The sequence below is a fragment of the Nostoc sp. genome, from assembly GCF_036917675.1.
Taxonomy (GTDB): domain Bacteria; phylum Cyanobacteriota; class Cyanobacteriia; order Cyanobacteriales; family Nostocaceae; genus Nostoc.
Genome location: NZ_JBALCT010000068.1, coordinates 12,152 through 31,995, shown reverse-complemented (window position 1 = coordinate 31,995; position 19,844 = coordinate 12,152). Strand labels below are relative to the sequence as shown.

The 19,844-nt window shown below is 44.7% G+C and carries 17 protein-coding genes; 12 read left to right on the top strand and 5 right to left on the bottom strand.

Annotated features, from left to right (window positions below):
- The first annotated feature begins 396 nt into the window (after nt 1-396).
- The 7 genes from V7K31_RS26615 (at nt 397) to cysE (ending at nt 8,163) form a co-directional block, all read left to right on the top strand.
- On the top strand, nt 397-1,299 hold the full coding sequence (locus V7K31_RS26615) for a choice-of-anchor L family PEP-CTERM protein (RefSeq protein WP_335098384.1): 903 nt from the start codon (nt 397-399) through the stop codon (nt 1,297-1,299).
- Nucleotides 1,300-1,433: 134 nt separating this feature from the next.
- On the top strand, nt 1,434-1,583 hold the full coding sequence (locus V7K31_RS26610; protein WP_335098381.1) for a hypothetical protein: 150 nt from the start codon (nt 1,434-1,436) through the stop codon (nt 1,581-1,583).
- A 114-nt stretch (nt 1,584-1,697) separates the two neighbouring features.
- On the top strand, nt 1,698-3,146 hold the full coding sequence (gene atpD, locus V7K31_RS26605) for a F0F1 ATP synthase subunit beta (RefSeq protein WP_335098378.1): 1,449 nt from the start codon (nt 1,698-1,700) through the stop codon (nt 3,144-3,146).
- 132 nt (nt 3,147-3,278) lie between these two features.
- The gene (gene atpC / locus V7K31_RS26600) at nt 3,279-3,692 is read left to right on the top strand and encodes an ATP synthase F1 subunit epsilon (protein WP_335098376.1); all 414 of its coding nucleotides are present in this window, start codon (nt 3,279-3,281) and stop codon (nt 3,690-3,692) included.
- Between the two features lie 153 nt (nt 3,693-3,845).
- Nucleotides 3,846-5,975 (top strand): SPFH domain-containing protein, encoded by a 2,130-nt coding sequence (locus tag V7K31_RS26595; protein ID WP_335098374.1) that lies wholly within the window; start codon nt 3,846-3,848, stop codon nt 5,973-5,975.
- Nucleotides 5,976-6,716: 741 nt separating this feature from the next.
- On the top strand, nt 6,717-7,205 hold the full coding sequence (locus V7K31_RS26590; protein WP_335098371.1) for a hypothetical protein: 489 nt from the start codon (nt 6,717-6,719) through the stop codon (nt 7,203-7,205).
- Between the two features lie 193 nt (nt 7,206-7,398).
- Nucleotides 7,399-8,163 carry a serine O-acetyltransferase gene (cysE, locus tag V7K31_RS26585; RefSeq protein ID WP_334947466.1) on the top strand — a complete coding sequence of 255 codons (765 nt, stop codon included), beginning with the start codon at nt 7,399-7,401 and terminating at the stop codon, nt 8,161-8,163.
- 109 nt (nt 8,164-8,272) lie between these two features.
- On the opposite strand, the gene V7K31_RS26580 is transcribed toward cysE, so the two are convergent.
- Nucleotides 8,273-8,857: an Npun_F5749 family FMN-dependent PPOX-type flavoprotein gene (locus V7K31_RS26580; RefSeq protein ID WP_335098369.1), complete on the bottom strand. Its 585-nt coding sequence runs from the start codon at nt 8,855-8,857 to the stop codon at nt 8,273-8,275.
- Nucleotides 8,858-9,054: 197 nt separating this feature from the next.
- Nucleotides 9,055-9,384, bottom strand: coding sequence for a hypothetical protein (locus tag V7K31_RS26575; protein WP_335098366.1), 330 nt, complete (start codon nt 9,382-9,384; stop codon nt 9,055-9,057).
- Between the two features lie 75 nt (nt 9,385-9,459).
- Here V7K31_RS26575 and V7K31_RS26570 point away from each other — a divergent pair, with 75 nt between their 5' ends.
- Nucleotides 9,460-9,738 (top strand): hypothetical protein, encoded by a 279-nt coding sequence (locus V7K31_RS26570; RefSeq protein WP_335098363.1) that lies wholly within the window; start codon nt 9,460-9,462, stop codon nt 9,736-9,738.
- A gap of 62 nt (nt 9,739-9,800) precedes the next feature.
- Here the strand turns inward: V7K31_RS26570 and V7K31_RS26565 are convergent, their stop codons facing one another.
- The 3 genes from V7K31_RS26565 to V7K31_RS26555 all read right to left on the bottom strand — a co-directional run bounded on the left by V7K31_RS26565 (nt 9,801) and on the right by V7K31_RS26555 (nt 12,017).
- Nucleotides 9,801-10,670: a DUF5895 domain-containing protein gene (locus V7K31_RS26565; RefSeq protein WP_335098361.1), complete on the bottom strand. Its 870-nt coding sequence runs from the start codon at nt 10,668-10,670 to the stop codon at nt 9,801-9,803.
- Nucleotides 10,671-10,857: 187 nt separating this feature from the next.
- Nucleotides 10,858-11,556 carry a haloacid dehalogenase type II gene (locus tag V7K31_RS26560; protein ID WP_335098358.1) on the bottom strand — a complete coding sequence of 233 codons (699 nt, stop codon included), beginning with the start codon at nt 11,554-11,556 and terminating at the stop codon, nt 10,858-10,860.
- 308 nt (nt 11,557-11,864) lie between these two features.
- Nucleotides 11,865-12,017 carry a CopG family transcriptional regulator gene (locus V7K31_RS26555; protein ID WP_334829322.1) on the bottom strand — a complete coding sequence of 51 codons (153 nt, stop codon included), beginning with the start codon at nt 12,015-12,017 and terminating at the stop codon, nt 11,865-11,867.
- Between the two features lie 790 nt (nt 12,018-12,807).
- On the opposite strand from V7K31_RS26555, the gene V7K31_RS26550 reads away from it, so the two are divergent.
- From V7K31_RS26550 to V7K31_RS26535, 4 genes are all read left to right on the top strand, one after another.
- Nucleotides 12,808-13,308: a fatty acid hydroxylase gene (locus V7K31_RS26550; RefSeq protein WP_334947478.1), complete on the top strand. Its 501-nt coding sequence runs from the start codon at nt 12,808-12,810 to the stop codon at nt 13,306-13,308.
- Nucleotides 13,309-13,779: 471 nt separating this feature from the next.
- Nucleotides 13,780-14,091, top strand: a complete 312-nt coding sequence (locus V7K31_RS26545; protein WP_335098355.1) for a hypothetical protein — start codon at nt 13,780-13,782, stop codon at nt 14,089-14,091.
- Entirely contained in the window at nt 14,078-16,021 is a 1,944-nt protein-coding gene (locus V7K31_RS26540) for a GAF domain-containing sensor histidine kinase (RefSeq protein WP_335098352.1), read from the top strand. The genes V7K31_RS26545 and V7K31_RS26540 overlap by 14 nt, the downstream gene beginning before the upstream one ends.
- A gap of 13 nt (nt 16,022-16,034) precedes the next feature.
- On the top strand, nt 16,035-19,787 hold the full coding sequence (locus V7K31_RS26535) for a PAS domain S-box protein (RefSeq protein ID WP_335098349.1): 3,753 nt from the start codon (nt 16,035-16,037) through the stop codon (nt 19,785-19,787).
- The last annotated feature ends 57 nt before the right edge of the window (nt 19,788-19,844 follow it).

Below are 19,844 nucleotides of genomic sequence, written 5' to 3'. Positions count from 1 at the left end.
AAGGCAACAACTTAATTTTACAAACGTTTAGTTAATTATTTACTTGATATTGCGTATATAAGTCGCATTACATCTAGGTTTTAGCTGCTATTTAATCTAATTTGGAATGTATTTCTTATGTGAATACACGCAAATACTGTCGACACTAAATAAATTTGTCAGTAATCTAAGTGAATAAGCAAGTGAGGAAGACACTTTTAATAACCTCCTTAAATAACTAGAAACAAAAGCTAAGTTCAAAACTTTAGTCATTTTCACTAGTGCTTATATCTGCGATCGCAGCGAGATGCTGAAACTTCAATTGAGGTGTTATGTGCAATTTCGCTGAAAGTTTCGCGTAGGCAATCGAGAGTATTTCCACTGTTAACATTCACTTTTTTTTAGGAGAAAACTTTCATGAACTCATTGACTCACTTCCTGAAGTATGGTGCATTTGCATTGTTAGGTTTAGGACTAGTAACTGCTCCCGCTCATGCTGTCAACATCACTACCACTAGCGATGCCAACGTTTTAGTTAATAGTATTTTGGGTTCTGGCATCAATATCTCAAATGTTACATATAACGGCGCGGCTATTGCATCTGGAACTTTCACAAATGGATTGTCCTCAGGAATTGGCATAGATAAAGGCATCATTCTCACTTCCGGTAATGCTACCCTTGCTCCTGGACCAAATACTCAAGATAGCGCGACAGGTAACAATGGCTTACCTGGAGATGCCGACTTAAACAGCTTGATTCCAGGACTTAATACTTTCGATGCAAGTACTCTCAAATTTGATTTTACCTCAGCTACAGGTGATCTCTTTTTCAACTACGTCTTTGCCTCGGAAGAATACAACGAATTCGCTAATAGCTCATTTAATGACGTGTTTGGCTTTTTCTTGGATGGGGTTAACATTGCTCTGCTTCCTGGAACCAATACGCCAGTTTCCATTAATAACGTCAACGGTGGCAACCCATTAGGCACTAACGCCCAGAATTCTCAGTTCTTTATCAACAATGATCCATCAGATGGCGGTCCATTCTTCAATCTTCAATATGATGGTTTCACTAAAGTATTTACTGCTAGCGCCAAAGGGCTGAGTGCTGGAAACCATACCCTTAAACTGGCAATTGCAGATGTAGGAGATAGTAATTATGATTCCGCTGTGTTTATTCAAGCTGGTACTTTCTCTAGTGTACCAACAAAAAGTGTTCCCGAACCTACTACTATGTTGGGGATTTTAGCATTCGGTATCTTCGGTGCGATTTCATCCCTAAAGCGCAAACAGCAGAATAACATCGCAGCTAAAGTCTAAATTTATCCTCGGATTATTGTGATATCCGCTGTGTCTGCGATCGCCAGACACAGCATTTTTTTGTGTTGACACGCGTAACTCTTGTACAGTAATAAGGTGAAATTGCGGCTATTTAAGCGGGTTGAACCAAAGCGATGGCGGAGCCAACGCCAAGGGCGAACGCGGCTGAAAATGAGATTAGTGAAAAGCTAGGGTGTATGCTGGATGAAGAAAAAGCATCTGTACGTCCAGTTACACTAGTCAGGATGAGGGTTACAGCCAAAGCCCACCAAGCTACTTTTTAAGGAATTACTAAGGGAGTTATGTCCCCATCCGGTGCTAGAGTGAAAGGTGACATTGCTTAATTTTATGTCTTCTCCGACCTTATCTGAAATCTAGCTTCAATCATTAGGCGCAGCATGGTCACAACCGCAGAAAAAACAAACATTGGCTACATTACCCAAATCATTGGCCCAGTTGTAGACGTTAAATTTCCCGGCGGGAAATTGCCACAAATCTTCAACGCTTTGAAAATCAAAGGCACCAACGAAGCTGGACAGGAAATCAACCTCACTGTTGAAGTACAGCAACTGCTGGGCGACAACCAAGTGCGGACTGTTGCGATGAGTTCCACCGAAGGCTTAGTGCGCGGTTTTGAAGTCACCGATACAGGCGCTCCCATCAGGGTGCCAGTTGGTAAAGCCACTTTGGGTCGAATTTTCAACGTCCTTGGCGAACCTGTGGACAACAGGGGCCCAGTAAATGCTGAAGCAACTTTACCTATCCACCGCTCTGCTCCCAAATTCACCGACCTGGAAACCAAACCTTCGGTGTTTGAGACTGGGATTAAAGTTGTTGACCTGATGACTCCCTATCGACGCGGCGGGAAGATTGGTCTGTTCGGTGGTGCTGGTGTTGGTAAGACCGTGATCATGATGGAGTTGATCAACAACATCGCTACTCAGCATGGCGGAGTATCAGTTTTTGCTGGCGTGGGTGAGCGCACCCGTGAAGGCAATGACCTCTACAACGAAATGATTGAGTCTGGGGTGATCAATAACGAGAGCCTCAATGATTCCAAGATTGCTCTTGTGTATGGTCAAATGAACGAGCCACCCGGAGCGAGAATGCGGGTTGGTCTGTCGGGATTGACAATGGCAGAGTACTTCCGAGACGTGAGCAAGCAGGATGTGCTGCTGTTTATTGACAATATCTTCCGGTTTATACAAGCAGGTTCGGAAGTATCCGCCCTACTGGGTCGGATGCCCTCAGCGGTGGGATATCAGCCCACCTTGGGAACCGACGTAGGTGAACTGCAAGAGCGGATTACCTCAACTACAGAGGGTTCCATTACATCCATTCAGGCAGTGTACGTACCTGCGGATGACTTCACTGACCCCGCACCTGCTACCACCTTCGCCCACTTGGATGGTACAACATTGCTATCTCGTGGTTTAGCAGCTAAGGGAATTTATCCCGCAGTTGACCCCCTTGGTTCAACTTCCACCATGCTCCAGCCCAGCATTGTCGGTGACGAACACTACAATACGGCGCGGGCAGTGCAATCAACTCTGCAACGTTATAAAGAACTCCAAGACATTATCGCCATTCTCGGTCTAGATGAATTGTCTGAAGAAGACCGTCTCGTTGTAGCCCGTGCCCGGAAAGTTGAGCGTTTCTTGTCCCAGCCGTTCTTTGTGGCAGAAGTATTCACCGGTTCTCCTGGTAAGTACGTGAAGTTGGAAGATACCATCAAAGGGTTCCAAAAGATCCTGTCTGGTGAGTTGGATGATCTGCCAGAACAGGCTTTCTACTTGGTTGGCGATATTAACGAAGCGATCGCCAAAGCTGCAAAAATGAAAGGTTAGTCATTAGTCATTGGTCATTGGTCATTGGTCATTAGTCATTAGTTCAACTAGCTAATGACTAATGGCAATTGCGAAAGACACAAATGACAAACAAGAAATGACAAAGGACAAAGGACAAAGGACAAAAGACAAATGACATTAACCGTTCGTGTAATTTCCCCAGATAAAACAGTATGGGATGCCCCAGCTGAAGAAGTCGTTTTGCCTAGCACTACTGGTCAACTAGGTATTCTAACTGGACACGCACCACTTTTAACCGCCCTGGATACTGGTGTAATGCGAGTCCGTACCGCTAAAAATCAGAATTGGCAAGCCATCGCTCTTTTGGGTGGCTTTGCCGAAGTCGAACAAAATGAAGTGACAATTTTGGTTAACGGCGCTGAACGTGGCGACAAAATTAACCTTGAAGAAGCTCGTGCTGCTTATAACCAAGCAGAAGCCCGACTGAATCAAGTAACAGCAGATGATCGCCAAGCCCAAATTCAGGCAACCCAAGCCTTCAAACGCGCTCGCGCTCGGTTTCAAGCCGCCGGCGGTTTACTCTAATTGAACTTTCTATTTCAACTTTGTAGGTTGGGCAATGTCCAACCTACATAAGATTTATTAATTTTTAAAAAAATTACACCAAGTTTAAGAAATCGAGGTCAGCCTTGATGAAGTGTTAACTTAACTAATTAGTTGTCCAAATGGACACAAGTTATGAAAAGCTTCTCATCTTTGCTTGGTACACGTAAACAAAATAAGGTCGCTCGTTTTGTAGCATCTATCGTAGCAACGCTAGCGATCGCTTCGCCAACGTCTTTGACGAACGCTGGTAGTATTCATTCTGCCAATGCTACTTCTGTAAAAATAACTACTGCAAAAGAAATCACTTCGGCAACTGTACAGCTAAATCAGACCAAACCAAATATTGCCGAGTTACAAATTAGCAGAACTCAATATCAAGCTGCTGGAATTGATGCTTTTGTACTGATTCCCATCGTACTTGTGGGCGGTTTAGTCATATTTGTCCCCCTATTCTTTGGCGGACTGGTGGTGATTGGCGAACGTGAAGTTGGGATTGTGGTGAGGAAATTTACCCTTTCTGGGCATGGACTCCCCGCCGGAAGTTTGATTGCCCTCAAGGGGGAGGCTGGCTTACAGGCAGATACTTTAGCTCCTGGTTGGCACTGGGGCTATTGGCCTTGGCAATATTCTGTAAAGAAAGAGTCGGTAATTGTTGTTCCCCAAGGGGAAATCGCTTTGATTGTGGCAGCAGATGGAGCATCCAACCCACCAGAGCGGATTTTGGGCAAAATTGTGACTTGTGACAACTTCCAAGATGCTCGGAAATTCCTTACCCAAGGTGGGGAAAAAGGGCGGCAAATGGGTTTTCTCACGGCTGGTACGTACCGGATGAATACTGCCCTGTTTAAAGTCATCATGGCAGCAAATGCCAGCGCTCATGGCATGACTCCAGAACAGTTGCGGGTGTACAGTCTGGCAGCTGACAAAGTTGGCATCGTCACCACCTTAGATGGTGTACCAATTTCTGCTGGTGAACTCGCAGGCCCGATAATTGACGAACACAATAACTTCCAAAATGGCCAGAAATTTATTGATGGTGGTGGACGGCGAGGTTTACAAGAGCAGACCTTGCTTTCTGGTTCTTGGAACTTGAATCCTTGGTTTGTTCAGGTTGAGCAAGTGCCGATGACGGAAATTCCCATTGGGTATGTGGGTGTGGTGATTTCTTTCGTGGGTAAGGCGCATCAAGATGTCAGTGGTGCAGCTTTCACCCACGGTAACTTGGTTAATCAGGGACATAAGGGTGTGTGGGTCGAACCGCTATATCCTGGAAAACACCCGATTAATTCCCGGATTATGAAGATGGAACTGGTGCCAACGACCAACATTGTTTTAAACTGGTCAGGTCGGACTGAACGCCACAGCTATGATGCTCAACTAGCTTCCTTGACAGTGCGATCGCGTGATGGGTTTGCCTTTGATTTGGAAGTAGCACAAATTATCCATGTGGGTGCTTTAGATGCTCCGAAGGTAATTTCTCGCGTTGGTGCAATGCAAAATCTGGTAGACCATGTATTAGAACCGACTATTGGTAATTATTTCCGCAACTCAGCCCAAAACTGTACTGTACTAGACTTTCTGACTGCTCGGAGTGAGCGACAAACTGAGGCTGCTGAGTATATTAAAACAGCATTGCGGGCTTATGACGTGCAAGCGATCGACACCCTCATTGGTGATATTCAGCCACCAGCATCATTAATGCAGACACAGACAGACCGGAAAATTGCCGAAGAAGAACGCAAGACTTATGAAGTGCAGCAGATGGCGCAAACCCAACGGCAGCAGCTTGTCAGGGAAACGGCACTGGCTAATATCCAGCAAGAAATGGTGAAATCGGAGCAGAGTGTACATATTGCTGATTTGAAAGCCCAAGCCCAAATTAAAGAGGCCAACGGTGAAGCTGAGGGTACAAAACTCCGGGCAATTGCTGAGGCTGAAGGTATTCGGGCTACAGGTAACGCCAAAGCTGAAACATACAGTGCTGGTGTGGAAGCTTTGGGTTCCCAAGGTTATACAGCAATGCAACTAATGCAGATTATCGGCGATCGCAATGTCCGCTTGATTCCAGATGTCTTAGTTAGCGGTAATGGCGGCAATAACGGCTTAGTGGATGGGCTACTATCCCTGATTTTATGGAATCAAACTGGTAAGGGTGAATTGACACTAACACCTTTGCATCCACAACCAGTAGTTACCAAAGCACAACCAACTACCGAAAACGGTCTTCCACCTATAGTTGTAAATTTTCCGGCGGATAAGTAACATTAGCAATACATGAATCGGCTATAGGGACGTACATCTGTACAATCGAATCGCCCAAAGAAACCTCAAAGATTAGTTCTGCTACGGAAAACCTGTCCCTCTCCTTACCAAGGAGAGGGATTAAAGCCATTTTCAGGTAAATAGACCACGCGGTAAGGGCACAGCAATGCTCATAGGTGTCAACTTCAGCTCAAACCCCTTTAAAACCTCGTTTCCAGCCTCTGGCTGGAAATGCTACTCGTTGCGGCTCTGCCGCAAGTCTTGAGGCGGAGCCTCAAATAGGCATTCCCAGTCGGAGACTGGGAACGAGATAAAGCTTGTTCTAGGGAGGTTTTTACGTTAAGTTGACACCAATGAGCAATGCTGTGCCCATACCACACATGTGGTTTAAATAACTTGAATTCTGCTGTAAAGTCGTGAGAGGGTGAGGTTTTTGTTTTGTTTTAGTTCAGAAGCCGAAGTTGCGAGTGGGAGCAATGCGATTTACGCGATGGCGCTGGCGCAAAGTAAGTAGTACCCGCGCCACATTAGCAACGGATTGCTGAAGGAAAATACGCAAGCCGCTGCTCTCAGTTTCAGTCGGGGTTTAAATCCTCATCTGAAAATGTCTTTAATGCGTGAATTTTGAATTCTTAGTGTGGCAAATTTTAATGTGGCACAATCAACCGAAATTTCACTAGATTTTTTTCATTAGAATATGTATATATAACTACTAATTTAAAAGCCTGTTGGAGGGCTACTATGAAATACTGTCGCCCCCGACTTCAGTTTAGAAGTGGCTGGCTGTTGGCTATACTTACCGCCATCACAGCTACCCCTGCAATAGCACAGACAGCCAATTTTGGTACTTTCACCCTGTCAACAAATTCTAATCCACCACAAGGAATAATCCAGGGGTTTACAGGTGGTTCTTACTCATTGTCTGCCATAAGTAACCGCGATCGCGATCAAAAAGCCTGTATCGGCTTTGCCGATCCGACTCCAGATCATATTATGGTTCTAGAAAAGGACTTTTCCCAGATGACAATACAAGTCGATAGCAACAATAACGACACCACTTTACTGATCCAAGGCCCAGATAAAACGACGATTCGTTGCGGTGATGACACTGGCAAAAGTAAAGATGCTAGCGTTAGCGATCGCAACTGGAAAAGCGGCACCTATCGGATTTGGGTGGGTACATTTAATCCTGGAGTCAAGCGCGATTATACTCTAAAAGTGGAGCAGTAGTGGAGTTAGGAGAGACGCGATTAATCGCGTCTGTTAGGAGAGACGCGATGAATCGCGTCTGTACAGGAGTTAGGTGATTAATAACCAATGCCCAATGCCCCATTCCCAATTCCCAATTCCTAATTTTTACGTGTAACACCTGAGAGGATAATATGGGAGAGTAGCTTGTTGTGCTTTCCGAGGGTGCTATCTCGTGCTATCTATACTGCGTGCTGACTTTCAGATCATATTTGAACGTGACCCAGCTGCCCGTAACTGGTTAGAAGTTTTATTTTGTTACCCTGGTTTGCAAGCCCTGCTATCCCATAGGCTGGCTCACTGGCTGTATACTCTTGGTCTTCCCTTTATTCCCCGCCTGATTTCTCACTTAGCTCGGTTTTTGACTGGAATTGAAATCCACCCTGGTGCAGCAATTGGGCAAAGTGTGTTTATTGACCACGGCATGGGTGTAGTAATTGGTGAAACTGCGATCGTGGGAGATTATGCCCTCATTTATCAAGGTGTCACACTTGGGGGTACTGGTAAAGAATGTGGCAAGCGCCATCCTACCGTGGGTGAAAATGTCGTATTCGGAGCTGGAGCGAAGGTGCTGGGCAATATCCAAATTGGTAACAATGTCCGTATTGGCGCTGGGTCTGTTGTTCTAAGGGATGTGCCTTCAGACTGTACTGTAGTAGGCGTGCCTGGGCGGATCATATATCGTTCTGGAGTCCGGGTTGCACCTCTTGAACATAATAACTTACCAGATTCGGAAGCAGAAGTAATTCGTGCCTTAGTAGACCGGATTGAGGCGCTGGAAGAACAAATACAAACTCTTGGGCGCACCAATTCTTCTGGAAAAACTCTTGTTTTGGCAGGTTGTGTAGCTTCTAACCAAGCTGATTTATCACAAGATGCTCCTGTGTGTAGCCTTAAAGATAAGGCAATACAGCAGTTTCTAGATGGTGCGGGCATTTAAAGAAAGTTAGGAGTTAAAAGTGAGGAGTGAGGAATAAAAATTATCAAACAGAAGTCTGAATTCTTCTTCAACTTTGCACCTTGCAACTCATAACTCCTAACGGAGAAAATTAAGGATTAATTTCTTCACAAAACCATTCTTGATTTTGATCGCGGCGATAAAACTTTCTATTTTGTGGTTGGCCACGTAATTCTAAGTGATCTACCTGCACCGGATCGAGTAGGAGTAGGCAAAAATTAGGCACTGGCTGCACGGGGTTGGGTGCTGGTGGTGCAAAAGCTTCTGGAGTTTCGACTCTGGGTTTACCAGGATGCGGCCAAGCAAACTGTAAACGCGCCGCATCACTCAATTCTTGCCACATACTGATCCGGGCTGGCTGTAAATCCTGGTCAGAATCATCACCGCTTACTAGGGTCAAACAACCTGTGAACCGGAATTGTTCTCGTGTATTGGGAAAGTACCAGCAAACTTCTGCCCAAGGTTGTTGCTGTATCTGGTCGCCTTTAGCGCTACGGGCATCGGTGATAAATTTTAGCTGGTTTGTATCTTCCAGAAAGCCGCGAAAGACTAGGGTACGATTAGCGGGGCGACCGTTCGCCTGCACCGTTGCTAATTGGAGGTAACGGGCATAAACAAGGCTGCGGTTGCGATCAAGCGCATGGGCGATCGCGCTTCGCCAAGGAGCAAGAGACATTGTAAAGTTCCGTACCTAAGTACTGAGTAGACTACTTTATATGTTATCCCGTTTCTACGGGCGTTGAACCCTCGTAAATTGGCAACGATATTGGTTTCTGAATCTAAGTTGGTGATGTATCAAAAAAATTATCTGTGATCGAGATTGTGTAAATGATTTGGGAGCATCTCAATGAGTGTAAAAAGCCTTGTAAAACCTCATCCCAGCCTCTCCGATGCTTTGGAGAGGGAGCAAGAATCTTGTTTCTCATCTGGTATATTTGCAAAACTGAGATGCTCACAATGATTTTTTCTCACCTGTGATAAATCCGGGTTCAGGAGATTAGCGATCGCACTCACTAAACCAAAAGCAATCAGCGAGCGTTTTCTTCCCAAGCGATCAATTATTAGTCCACCAATGATCGCTGCAACTGTTCCCATACTAAAACCCACAATGCCCACTATCCAACCAATATCTGCAATGGATAGACCAACGTGTAGTGTCAGGTGCGATCGAGGCTGTAGAGCAGCTAGAACAACAACTCGCATCTATTTCTATTGGTGTGGAATACCGCCGTCTGCATACTTCCCATGCTTTTCATTCGGCGATGATGGACTCAATAATTGTCAGCTTATGCCCATCAAGAACTAGCTTTCGAGCGTCTTGTAGAAGAATTACAGCCTGAGCGTAACCTCAGCTACAATCCGCTAATCCAGGTAATGTTCATTCTGGAAAATACGCCGACGGAAGCATTGAAACTACCCAATCTTTCCATGAATCACCTGATACCGGAAAATGCGATCGCTATCATTACTAGATTTTTTGGGTATACTTCGACTCTTCGGCATTTCTTTTTAGTGGGGTTCGCTTACCAAACACCTGCCCCTTACCCCCACGGATGAATCCGGGGGCTTCCACGGGGCGAGGTGTTTGGTGAAAAACTACCCCCACTGTCTACTCCTACCTAATACGGCGGATAAGCAAAATCATCTTCATCAGCATAAACGTAAGAATTGGAAACTCCTGCCATTTCCAATTTAGGCGTTTCAGCTTTTACAGGTTCCTTGCCAAAATCTTTGTATTCTTCAAAAGTCTTGCAAATCATTGCAGACTCAAGAGAATCGGAAGCAATTAAGTATTCTGTTAAAGTCCCTACCGTCGGATGTTTGTAGTCTACAGTTGAAGCTACCAAAACTGTCCTTGGTTCAATACCTCTTTCTTCAGACTCAATTATCGGGCAAAAAATCCCGTGAGCATGAAACAAAGGGCCTTTTGGTGTCAAAGGTTGCTTGCGGTAGACAGCATAAGCTTTTTCTAGTTCAGCGACGAATCCACTAACTACTTTGCCTTGTTGATATTCGCAATAGGTTTTGCTGAAACTCGCTCCGGCGGCACCATTAAGAGTTAGTTGTAGTGGTGATTCATGTAAAAACTTTTTATTCTCTCCCACTATAAAAATTAGATAGCGATTGAAGGTTTTAAATTTAGATTTGTCTGCTAAAAAAGCATCATAATTTTCTTTGAGCGTACCCAGTTTTAGACCACTTTCTCGGTCTTTGACAGATAATGGTCCCCGACGCACTAGAACCAAGTGTGGACTAGTGCTAATAAAGACCGTTTCGACTCCAGAGCTAAATTCATGCTCCACTTGCTGCCAATTCTCATCTGGCACAAAGCCGACAGCATTGGCATTATCTAGCCTAAGCGCCAAACCGTGGGATTGCATACCATCTGTGCCAAACCGAGGATTAATCATCTGACACCAGGGGATGACTTGAGAAGGCGGGGCATTAAATTTCTCGTCTTCAAAGTCGAAATTAGCAGATGCTTTCATCGTTTTAGGCTATCAAAGTGTTTTATTGAACAAGTTTATCGGCACAAGGGCGAAGGTGCCGTCAAACTTGGCGTGGTAGTTTTTCCAGAGTAAAGCAGAATCAATCTATGTTGCAATCCCTGTTTCGTTTTGTAACAACAAATTCTCATCGAAACAGTGTTAGGCACTCAGCATTTATTGCTCGATATTATTTCGGTGAACTCAAAGCCGCCAGAGTCTTTAAATCAGGCACTTCTAAGTCAGATTTAGTTAGGGCTGATCTTGTGGAATTAACTCCTTTTTGATCTGCTCGACGGTTTACCCAGACTGTTGATAGTCCCAGAGATTTGGCTGTAACGATATCGTGATATATACTAGCAGCAACGTGTAATATTTGTTCTATCGGCAAATCAATTCTCTCAATAGCGACTCTGAAGTTGTTTAAGGAGGGTTTGTAGCTTTTTGTCTGTTCTGCTGTGATTATCTGGTCAAATTCAACCTCCAAATGCTTTGCCGAGAAAGCAAAGAGATCGTCATCTACATTTGAGATAATTACTAGCTTAAACTTTGAACTGAGAGCTTTAAGTGCCTCAATTGTATCGGGGAAAGGCAGCCAATGCTGCATTGAATCAGCAAGTGAATTTAGTTCGTCAGCAGTTGGCTCAAAGCCAAATCCTTCACCAAATTTCTGGACTACTCTCTTCAAAACTTCTCGATATTTGATATATTCTCCTTTTTCCATATCTGCTTCAAATTCAGCAAAAAGTTTCAGAATTTGATCGTCATCCAAATTAGTGTTATGTGCCAGCAGAAGTGGCTTTAGCACCCCTAAGATGCCGTTCTCCCAATCAATCAGGGTTCCGTAACAATCGAAAGTTAAAGCCTTATACTGATGGAAGTCAATCACCTTTTTATACTCCAGAACTTGATTAATGGTGTTCAGTTTTCATAAACTAAAATATGGGTGAACCCATTTGCGTTGGCGCAGCCCGCCGCAGGCATCGCCACATCTACTGTTCTTGAAGTCTCTAAAGATTTCTTCTATATCAGGGAAACGCAGAACTTCCCGGCTGCTAAAAGATTGGCAAGGTGAACCGCGAGAGCCATCCCTAACTTTTTCTTTAGCAGAGGCAGTAGTAAAAATAATACCTCCAATTCAACTAAATTATCATGCTTATATCTTGAAAATCAACCAAGGTGAAATAGTTCGCAAATCTACTTTTCTTTCCTCAATGGCAAGGCTCGAATGAGTTCTCGAATCACATCCGTTGCTGGTCTGCCTGTCTGTTCACAATACTTTTCAAGGTTATTGGCTTCATTTGATGCCAGGTTTATCGTGATTCGCTTGACTGCCCATTTTTTGTTCATATTGAAATAGTTAACAATTCAAAATTCAAAATTGAAACATTTTAGACAATTTCAGACTCTTATTTAAACCCCGACTGAAATTGAGCACACTCGGAGACACCAAAACTCCGAGCTACGCGTAATGGTACAGGTCTTATATCATGTCCGCTTGATTGCTTATTAAACCCGAAGAACCCCACCCCGCCCGCTCTTAGGGGATTAAAGGGAGCCAGCGCTCAGAGGGGTCCCCCCAAGTGGAGCATCTGGCGTGTGGGGTGCAATGACTATGGGAATCACAACGAATTACCCGGACATGATATTAAACCCTTCGATTTCCGATAAATCGTGTAATTATAGCTTCAAATCCTGATTTGATCTTTCTTCCCAATTGGAAAGTAACCTAAATTTGGGATGTGTAAAGATACCTGATTGCAATCAATTTAGAATTCACAATCTTGAAGAAAGCCTTAACCTAAATTTGTACTAACTTTAACTCAACCTTTGCTTACGCTGTATGTCTTAGTAAGAAGATTGTGTAGTGACTATAGTAAAGTACTGTATTACTATCGATTTTTAGGTGTATTGTTACCATTTACCCAGAGGCAGAAGCCAAATTGGAGGCTTTTAACCAGTCAGGGCAAGGGCTATATCTTAACTTAGTGCCATTCATGCTCTGAGCCAAATTAACTGGAGCGTAGACCAATGAGACGCACAGGTGCTGCTTGCATAGCCCAAAATCAGGTGTCTACGTTGACAGCATGACATTTGCATATTTTCTGTGGAGTTTTCTTAACTTACTTGAGGAGTACAAATGCTTGAGGCTATCGCTGTTGCTTGGTTATTACTGTTTTTTGGCGATTTTCTATCTACATTCATTTACCACGTACCCGAGCACGTTTTTGGTAGCCTTCATTTAAAAACGCACCACTCCTGGAAGAAGGACTTCCGTCACTACGCTATTTTGACTTTTAATCCCCAGGTTCTTTTAGATGGTATCTTGGGAGCTTTGCCTTATGTACTTATAGCAGTAGTCTTGTGGCCTTTCTCCCCCATTGGCGTGATCTCTGGATTACTGCTTGGTCAGTTTCATGTATGGTGGAGACACATAAGTGTACTAGGTTGGCAAACTCCAAAGCCTGTAAATATTTTATGCCAAATTCTATTTATTACGACTCCTGAGAGACACTGGTTACACCATCACAAAACTAATTTGGGTTTCGGTGATATTTTCACCTTATTTGAACAACCTGCCCAAATGTGGTTACGTTGGCTACGGTTACTCAGACTTCGTTTTCGCTACTCTCGGATCTAAGTGAAGCTACCGCTTACCTAAATACTTTTAAGGTGAATTCTATTAATAAATTTACCATAGCCGTTGGTTTCGACTCCGCTCAACCAACGTAGTCGAAACTCGTCAAAATAGGTATTTTTTAATCAGAAATCACCTAAAAGTCGCAAAATCAGCTGATTTTGCGACTTTATTGTATGTTTTGTCAGAGAGGAGATTATTCCAGTCTCAAAAAAGCTGATTCCCAATTTCCGAGTAGTAGCAACAAGATACATCAATTGACCATAGATTTAAATCTATGCCTTTCTCGAATTATGAAAGCTTTATTTATAGTTTTTCTAGAACTAATCAAAAAGTAAGCGAGTTACACAGACGAAAGGACATCTCTGGTACGGAGTTTAAAGGTATTTGCTATCGATCAACTCCACTGTTATATCGCCAATGTTTTTGGGAAAACTAATCTTAATTAGTAAATTATTATATTGCTAGATTTTTATGACAATTCCTTTCTTTTCTAAAGATGCTGGGCGTAGCTTGCTGATCCAAAGGGGTACAGATAGCTACGGTGAAGAAGGCAGGAGGCAGGAGGCAGGAGGCAGGGGGTTGCAATACAGTGTAGGTAACTCTTGGAAATACTACGCGAACGGGCTTTATCAACAGGCGCGATCGCAACTGGTACAAAGTGAGAAAATGTCTGTCTTGGGAGACTTAGCCGCAGAGGTGGCAGATAAAATTAATAACCCGGTTGGCTTGAATGAGGTCAATTTGCAACCTGCTGCTTATGAGGTGTTTCATGTCCGCAGTTAGTCTCAGAAAGATTCTCAACAAAAAAGAGTTGCCCTCTCTCCTTCATAACTTAGTCTACCAGCTCAACATGGCGATTGATATTGAACTGTTAGACGGCACGAAACTAATTAGCATTGGGGAGCAAACTGGGGAAAAGCGATATCCAGTCGAGGTGTCAGGAGAAATCATCGGTTGGGTTGTTGGGGGAGAACAGGTAACTCTACTTGCGACTTTGCTCTCATTTCTGGCAAAGCAGGAAGCTGAGAAGAAAGAACTGGCTATAGAATTGCTGGAGCGATACCAAGAAATTGATTTGTTTGAGGATATCTCGACTAAACTCACAACAAGTTTAGATACGCGACAGATTGCCCAACTTGTGCTTCAGGAATTGAGTCAATTAATTGAATCCTCTGCGGGGATGATTCTGCTCCTCGGTCCAGATGCAACTACATTTGAAATCATTGCGGAATTTGGAGTGTTTTTTGACCACACTCAGCCGGAACCGGGTAAGGGAATTATTGGCAACATTGTGCAATCCAACCGAGCAGAACTCGTCAATGATGTCCAAGCCGATCCTCGGTTAGAAGGGCAAAAAAACGTTAACGCCATGATTTGTGTACCGTTGCGAGCCAAGGAGCGGGTACTGGGAGCGATCGCAATTGGAACGCCCATAACTGACTCATATAAGGCTAAACACCTGAAACTTGTGAGTATCTTTGCCTCTCAAACTGCGATCGCCATTGACAAAGCTGTAATTTACGAGCATAGCACTCAAGTAGCCATCCAGGCAAAAGCCCAGACACATAAGCTTCAGCAAGCTCTCAATGAATTGCAATTAGCCCAAACTCAGTTGATTCAAAGCGAAAAAATGTCCAGTCTCGGGCAACTCATTGCCGGAGTTGCCCACGAAATCAACAACCCGGTTAACTTTATTTGCGGCAATTTAAAATATGTTGCCGAATACGCCAATGACTTGTTGCACCTGGTGCAAGAATATCAGAAATTCCTACCTGTTGCTCCTTTAGAGTTGGAATCAGAGCTAGACAAAATCGATCTGGAATTTATCATGGAGGATCTTCCGAAACTGCTGAATTCGATGAAGGTAGGTACCGATCGCATTGTAGAAATTGTGCAATCTCTGAAAAACTTCTCCCGCCATGACGAAGCCGAAATGAAAGCCGTCAACATCCACGATGGCATCGACGGAACGCTGATGATTCTTCACCATCGCCTGAAAGCAGATGCTTCTCGTCCGGCAATTGAAATTATAAAAGACTATGGCAAATTTCCCCTAATTGAATGCTACCCCGGACAGTTGAATCAGGTATTTATGAACATCCTGGCAAATGGCATTGATGCTCTAGAGGAGGGAATGGTCAATAAAAAAATATCTCCCCCTACTGCCCAAATCACTATTCGTACTGAAATCCTCGACAACCAGTTTGTAGTGATTCGCATTGCCGACAACGGACCAGGGATGAAGGAAGATGTGATTCGACGCATTTACGATCCCTTCTTCACCACAAAAGAAATTGGCAAGGGAACCGGATTGGGTATGGCAATCAGTTACCAAATTATTGTGAACAGACACCGAGGATTTCTCAAGTGCCGTTCTGCGCCAGGTGAAGGGACAGAATTCTGGATTCAGATTCCCATGAATTGTGCAGTGGTGGACGCTGCTGAAGAACAGAATAGCACCTCTGCCTCGCCAACTCCCACTCCCGATGCCGACGGCTTCATTCCATCAACAACTCCAATGCTCAAACCGACAGATTTGCTAATCCGCCATAATCAACTGATTCAGCGACTTTCAGAGCAGAGTCCAAACCTGGGAGCTGCTTCCCCAGAGCAAATTTATCAGATGTTTCAACGTAACCCAATTTCGTTAAAGCTTTACGCCACTTTATTGTCCTGGTTTAGTTGTCCTAACCATACCCACATCGACGACTAAGGAAACTTCAATCATGTTTAATCAACTTGATGAATATAACCGTCAGCTATTTGAACAATGCCCCGCTGGGCTGGCACTGTGCCGAACAGATGGGACGCTAATTGATATTAACCCCGCTTATGCTGCTATTTTAGGGCGCACTGTTCCAGAAACCTTGAATCTCACCTACTGGCAGATTACCCCAGAAAAATATGCTGCCACGGAGCAATCTAGCCTAGAAGACTTGGAACGAACTGGTCGCTATGGGCCTTATGAGAAGGAGTACATCCACAAAGACGGGCACTTGGTTCCAGTCAGGTTATCTGGACTGATGATTAAGAAAGATGGAGAGCAACTGATCTGGTCTAGTGTGGAGAACATTAGCGACCTTCGAGGCGCCCAGCAGGAACGCCAACATACGGAAAAAATCTTGAAACAGAGTGAAACCCGATACCGCTCTCTGGTGACAGCTACTGCACAAATTGTCTGGGTATGTACACCAGATGGAATTTGCTTTGAACTGGCAAGCTGGATAGCCTATACAGGTCAAAGTCTAGCGGAAGCTGAGAATGGGGGCTGGATTGATGCCGTTCATCCCGACGATCGCGCCTATAACGGAGAAGTATGGAGTGCTGCTGTGGTAAACCGGAGCATGTATCAAATTGAATACCGAATTCGTGGTCAGGATGGCAACTATCGCTACTTTTGGGTCTGGGGTGCCCCCGTCCTAGAAGAAGACGGCAGCGTTCGGGAGTGGATTGGCACCTGCACTGATATTCACGATCGCAAGCTGGCAGAAGCCGAAAATCAGCGTCTTAAAGAACGATATCGCTCGTTAGTAACTGCTACTTCACAGCTTGTCTGGGGAGCTACCCCAGAAGGACTGGGAATAAGCAGTCAAATGCTCACCTGGATGGACTATACGGGGCAGAGCGAAGCTGAAGTTGAGGGTTGGGGCTGGATTGATCCAATTCACCCCGATGACCGTGCCCACTCCACAGAAGCTTGGAATGCTGCTGTGGCGAACCGAAGTATCCACCAAACCGAATATCGGCTGCGTGGCAAGGATGGCACATACCGCTACTTCTCTGTCTGTGGTACCCCCGTCTTAGAAGCAGACGGCAGCATCCGCGAGTGGATTGGCACCTGCACCGATATTCACGATCGCAAGCTAGGAGAACAAACTCTGCAACAGAACGAGCAACGGTTTCGCTCTCTGGTAACTGCCAGCTCCCAAATTGTCTGGGTGGCTACACCTGAAGGACTGGCGGTGAGCAGTGAAATGCCTACCTGGTTAGCATATACAGGTCAGAGTACAGATGAAATCGAGGGTTGGGGCTGGCTCGATCCGATTCACCCCGATGACCGTACCCACACAGCCCTGGCCTGGAATAATGCTGTGGCAAATCAGAGTCTCTTTCAAACTGAATACCGGATGTGTGGCAAAGATGGCATCTACCGCCATTTTGCTGTGTGCGGTACCACCGTCTTGGAAGCAGACGGTAGCATCCGCGAATGGATTGGTACCTGCACCAATATTGACGATCGCAAACAGGCAGAAGCCGAAAATCAGCGTCTCATGGATATGTTAAATCATTCCAGCGATGCGATTATTGTCCGCGACATGAGCGACAAAATTTTGTACTGGAATCAAGGTGCAGAAACGCTCTACGGTTGGACGCGTGAGGAAGTGAAAGACCAATGCATTCACGCTTTTATCAAAAAAACCTTTCCAAAACCAAAGGAAGAAATTATCGCAGAGTTATTACAGCAAGGTAATTGGGAAGGAGAAGTGGAACATCTTACCCATGATGGCAAATTGATTATCGTCCAGAGCCGATGGACGCTGCAACGGGACATCGACCATCAGCCCTGCGCGGTGCTGGAAATCAATACCGACATCACTGCCCGCAAACAAGCAGAAATCGCTCTGCGGCAACTGAATCAAGAACTGGAAGGCAGAGTTGTAGAGCGGACAGCTGCCCTGCAAAATACCCTAGCAGAAGCGCAGGGATTAAATGCCATTTTAGATAATTTAGCAGATGGTTTATTAGTCGCAGACACCGCAGGAAAAATTACCCACTTCAATCCTGCCTTTTTAGCTATGTATGAATTGACAGCTACCGCCCTCAACTGTCACTACCAGGAACTGCCGATATCTGGTTTAGCAGGACTAATTGCACAAACTCAGTCCCATCCCAAAGAAGTATTTTCTGCCGAAGTTGCACTGACGAAAGAACGCATTGGTCAGGCAGTGGCGACCGCTATTTTTAAAAAGACGGCAGATCACGAACCCTTTGCCTGCTTCGGTTCGGCGCTGCTGATTCGGGACGTGACGGCAGAAAAGGAAATCGACCAGATGAAGACCGACTTCATCTCCACAGTTTCCCATGAACTGCGGACGCCACTAACTTCTGTCCTCGGTTTTGCATCGCTCATTAAAGAAAAGCTGGAAAACGATGTCTTCCCAATGCTTTCTACCGAAGACCGCAAGCTTCAGAAAACGATTAAGCGGGTGGGTGACAATCTCAACATTATTGTGTCGGAAGCAGAACGGCTGACGTCTTTAATTAATGATGTCCTGGATATTGCCAAGATGGAAGCAGGTAAGGTGGAATGGCAGATGCAGCCCATTGATCCCAGCGAATTACTCGATTTGGCAACCAATTCCACCGCCGGATTGTTTGAAACCAATGGCTTGCAGTTGGTGTCCGAGATTGAACCTGGACTGCCTCAGATAGTAGGCGATCGCAATCGTCTGCTACAAGTTTTAATCAATCTGATTTCCAATGCCGTTAAATTCACTGAATCCGGTTGTGTCACCTGCCGGGTTAAACAAGAGAACGAAGGTGTTTGCATCAGCGTCATCGACACAGGCATTGGCATTACACCTGAAGACCAGCCAAAAGTATTCGAGAAATTCCGCCAAGTTGGCGACACCCTCACCGACAAACCCAAAGGCACAGGGTTAGGACTGCCCATCTGTAAACAAATCGTCGATCATCACGGCGGTAAAATCTGGGTTGAGAGTGAACCAGGGAATGGCAGCATATTCTCCTTCATTATTCCCACCTACGTCAGCGATCAAAAAAGTACTGCTAATCTGAATCTGGATACCCTAGTCAAACAACTCAAAGAACACGTCATCACCACCAACCCTGTGCTGAATCAAAACAGCAAAACCATTTTGGTTGTAGATGATGACGCTAACATTCGGGAACTGCTCCGTCAACAACTGGAAAACGAAGGCTACAAAGTTCGGGAAGCTAAAGACGGCGTGGATGCAATTCATCAAATCAAAACAGCCCGTCCCGATCTGATTCTCTTGGACGTAATGATGCCTCAAATCAACGGCTTCGACGTAGCAGCCGTTCTCAAAAATGATCCCCAAACCGCAGATATTCCGATCATCATTCTGTCAATTATTGAAAATAAAGAACGGGGCTACCACATTGGCATTGATCGCTATCTCACCAAGCCCATTGACACAGAGAAACTCCTCAATGAAATTGGCTCACTGCTTTACCAGGGAACTTCTAGTAAAAAGGTATTGGTTGTAGATAAAAATGCATCAGCCTTAAAAACCTTATCGGATGTACTGCAAGCTCAAGGATACAGCGTGATTGAAGCCTCGAATCCGCAAGAAGGCATCAATAAAGCCCTGTCAGCGAAACCTGACATGATCATCATCGATTCTATTTTCTCTCAAGAAGCCGATTTGGTGAAAACCCTACGGTTTGAGAAGGAGTTGGAAAATGTATTTTTTATTATGCTATCTGAACAGTAATCCCTATGACCCATAACAATTCAAAATTAAAAAATAACAATTGTCCAGGACAAAAAA

Bases quoted from the DNA above. Each gene is read 5' to 3' on its own strand.
- V7K31_RS26615 (WP_335098384.1), top strand. From the start codon at position 397: ATGAACTCATTGACTCACTTCCTGAAGTATGGTGCATTTGCATTGTTA.
- V7K31_RS26610 (WP_335098381.1), top strand. From the start codon at position 1,434: ATGGCGGAGCCAACGCCAAGGGCGAACGCGGCTGAAAATGAGATTAGT.
- atpD (WP_335098378.1), top strand. From the start codon at position 1,698: ATGGTCACAACCGCAGAAAAAACAAACATTGGCTACATTACCCAAATC.
- atpC (WP_335098376.1), top strand. From the start codon at position 3,279: ATGACATTAACCGTTCGTGTAATTTCCCCAGATAAAACAGTATGGGAT.
- V7K31_RS26595 (WP_335098374.1), top strand. From the start codon at position 3,846: ATGAAAAGCTTCTCATCTTTGCTTGGTACACGTAAACAAAATAAGGTC.
- V7K31_RS26590 (WP_335098371.1), top strand. From the start codon at position 6,717: ATGAAATACTGTCGCCCCCGACTTCAGTTTAGAAGTGGCTGGCTGTTG.
- V7K31_RS26580 (WP_335098369.1), bottom strand. From the start codon at position 8,857: ATGTCTCTTGCTCCTTGGCGAAGCGCGATCGCCCATGCGCTTGATCGC.
- V7K31_RS26575 (WP_335098366.1), bottom strand. From the start codon at position 9,384: ATGCGAGTTGTTGTTCTAGCTGCTCTACAGCCTCGATCGCACCTGACA.
- V7K31_RS26565 (WP_335098361.1), bottom strand. From the start codon at position 10,670: ATGAAAGCATCTGCTAATTTCGACTTTGAAGACGAGAAATTTAATGCC.
- V7K31_RS26555 (WP_334829322.1), bottom strand. From the start codon at position 12,017: ATGAACAAAAAATGGGCAGTCAAGCGAATCACGATAAACCTGGCATCA.
- V7K31_RS26550 (WP_334947478.1), top strand. From the start codon at position 12,808: ATGCTTGAGGCTATCGCTGTTGCTTGGTTATTACTGTTTTTTGGCGAT.
- V7K31_RS26545 (WP_335098355.1), top strand. From the start codon at position 13,780: ATGACAATTCCTTTCTTTTCTAAAGATGCTGGGCGTAGCTTGCTGATC.
- V7K31_RS26540 (WP_335098352.1), top strand. From the start codon at position 14,078: ATGTCCGCAGTTAGTCTCAGAAAGATTCTCAACAAAAAAGAGTTGCCC.
- V7K31_RS26535 (WP_335098349.1), top strand. From the start codon at position 16,035: ATGTTTAATCAACTTGATGAATATAACCGTCAGCTATTTGAACAATGC.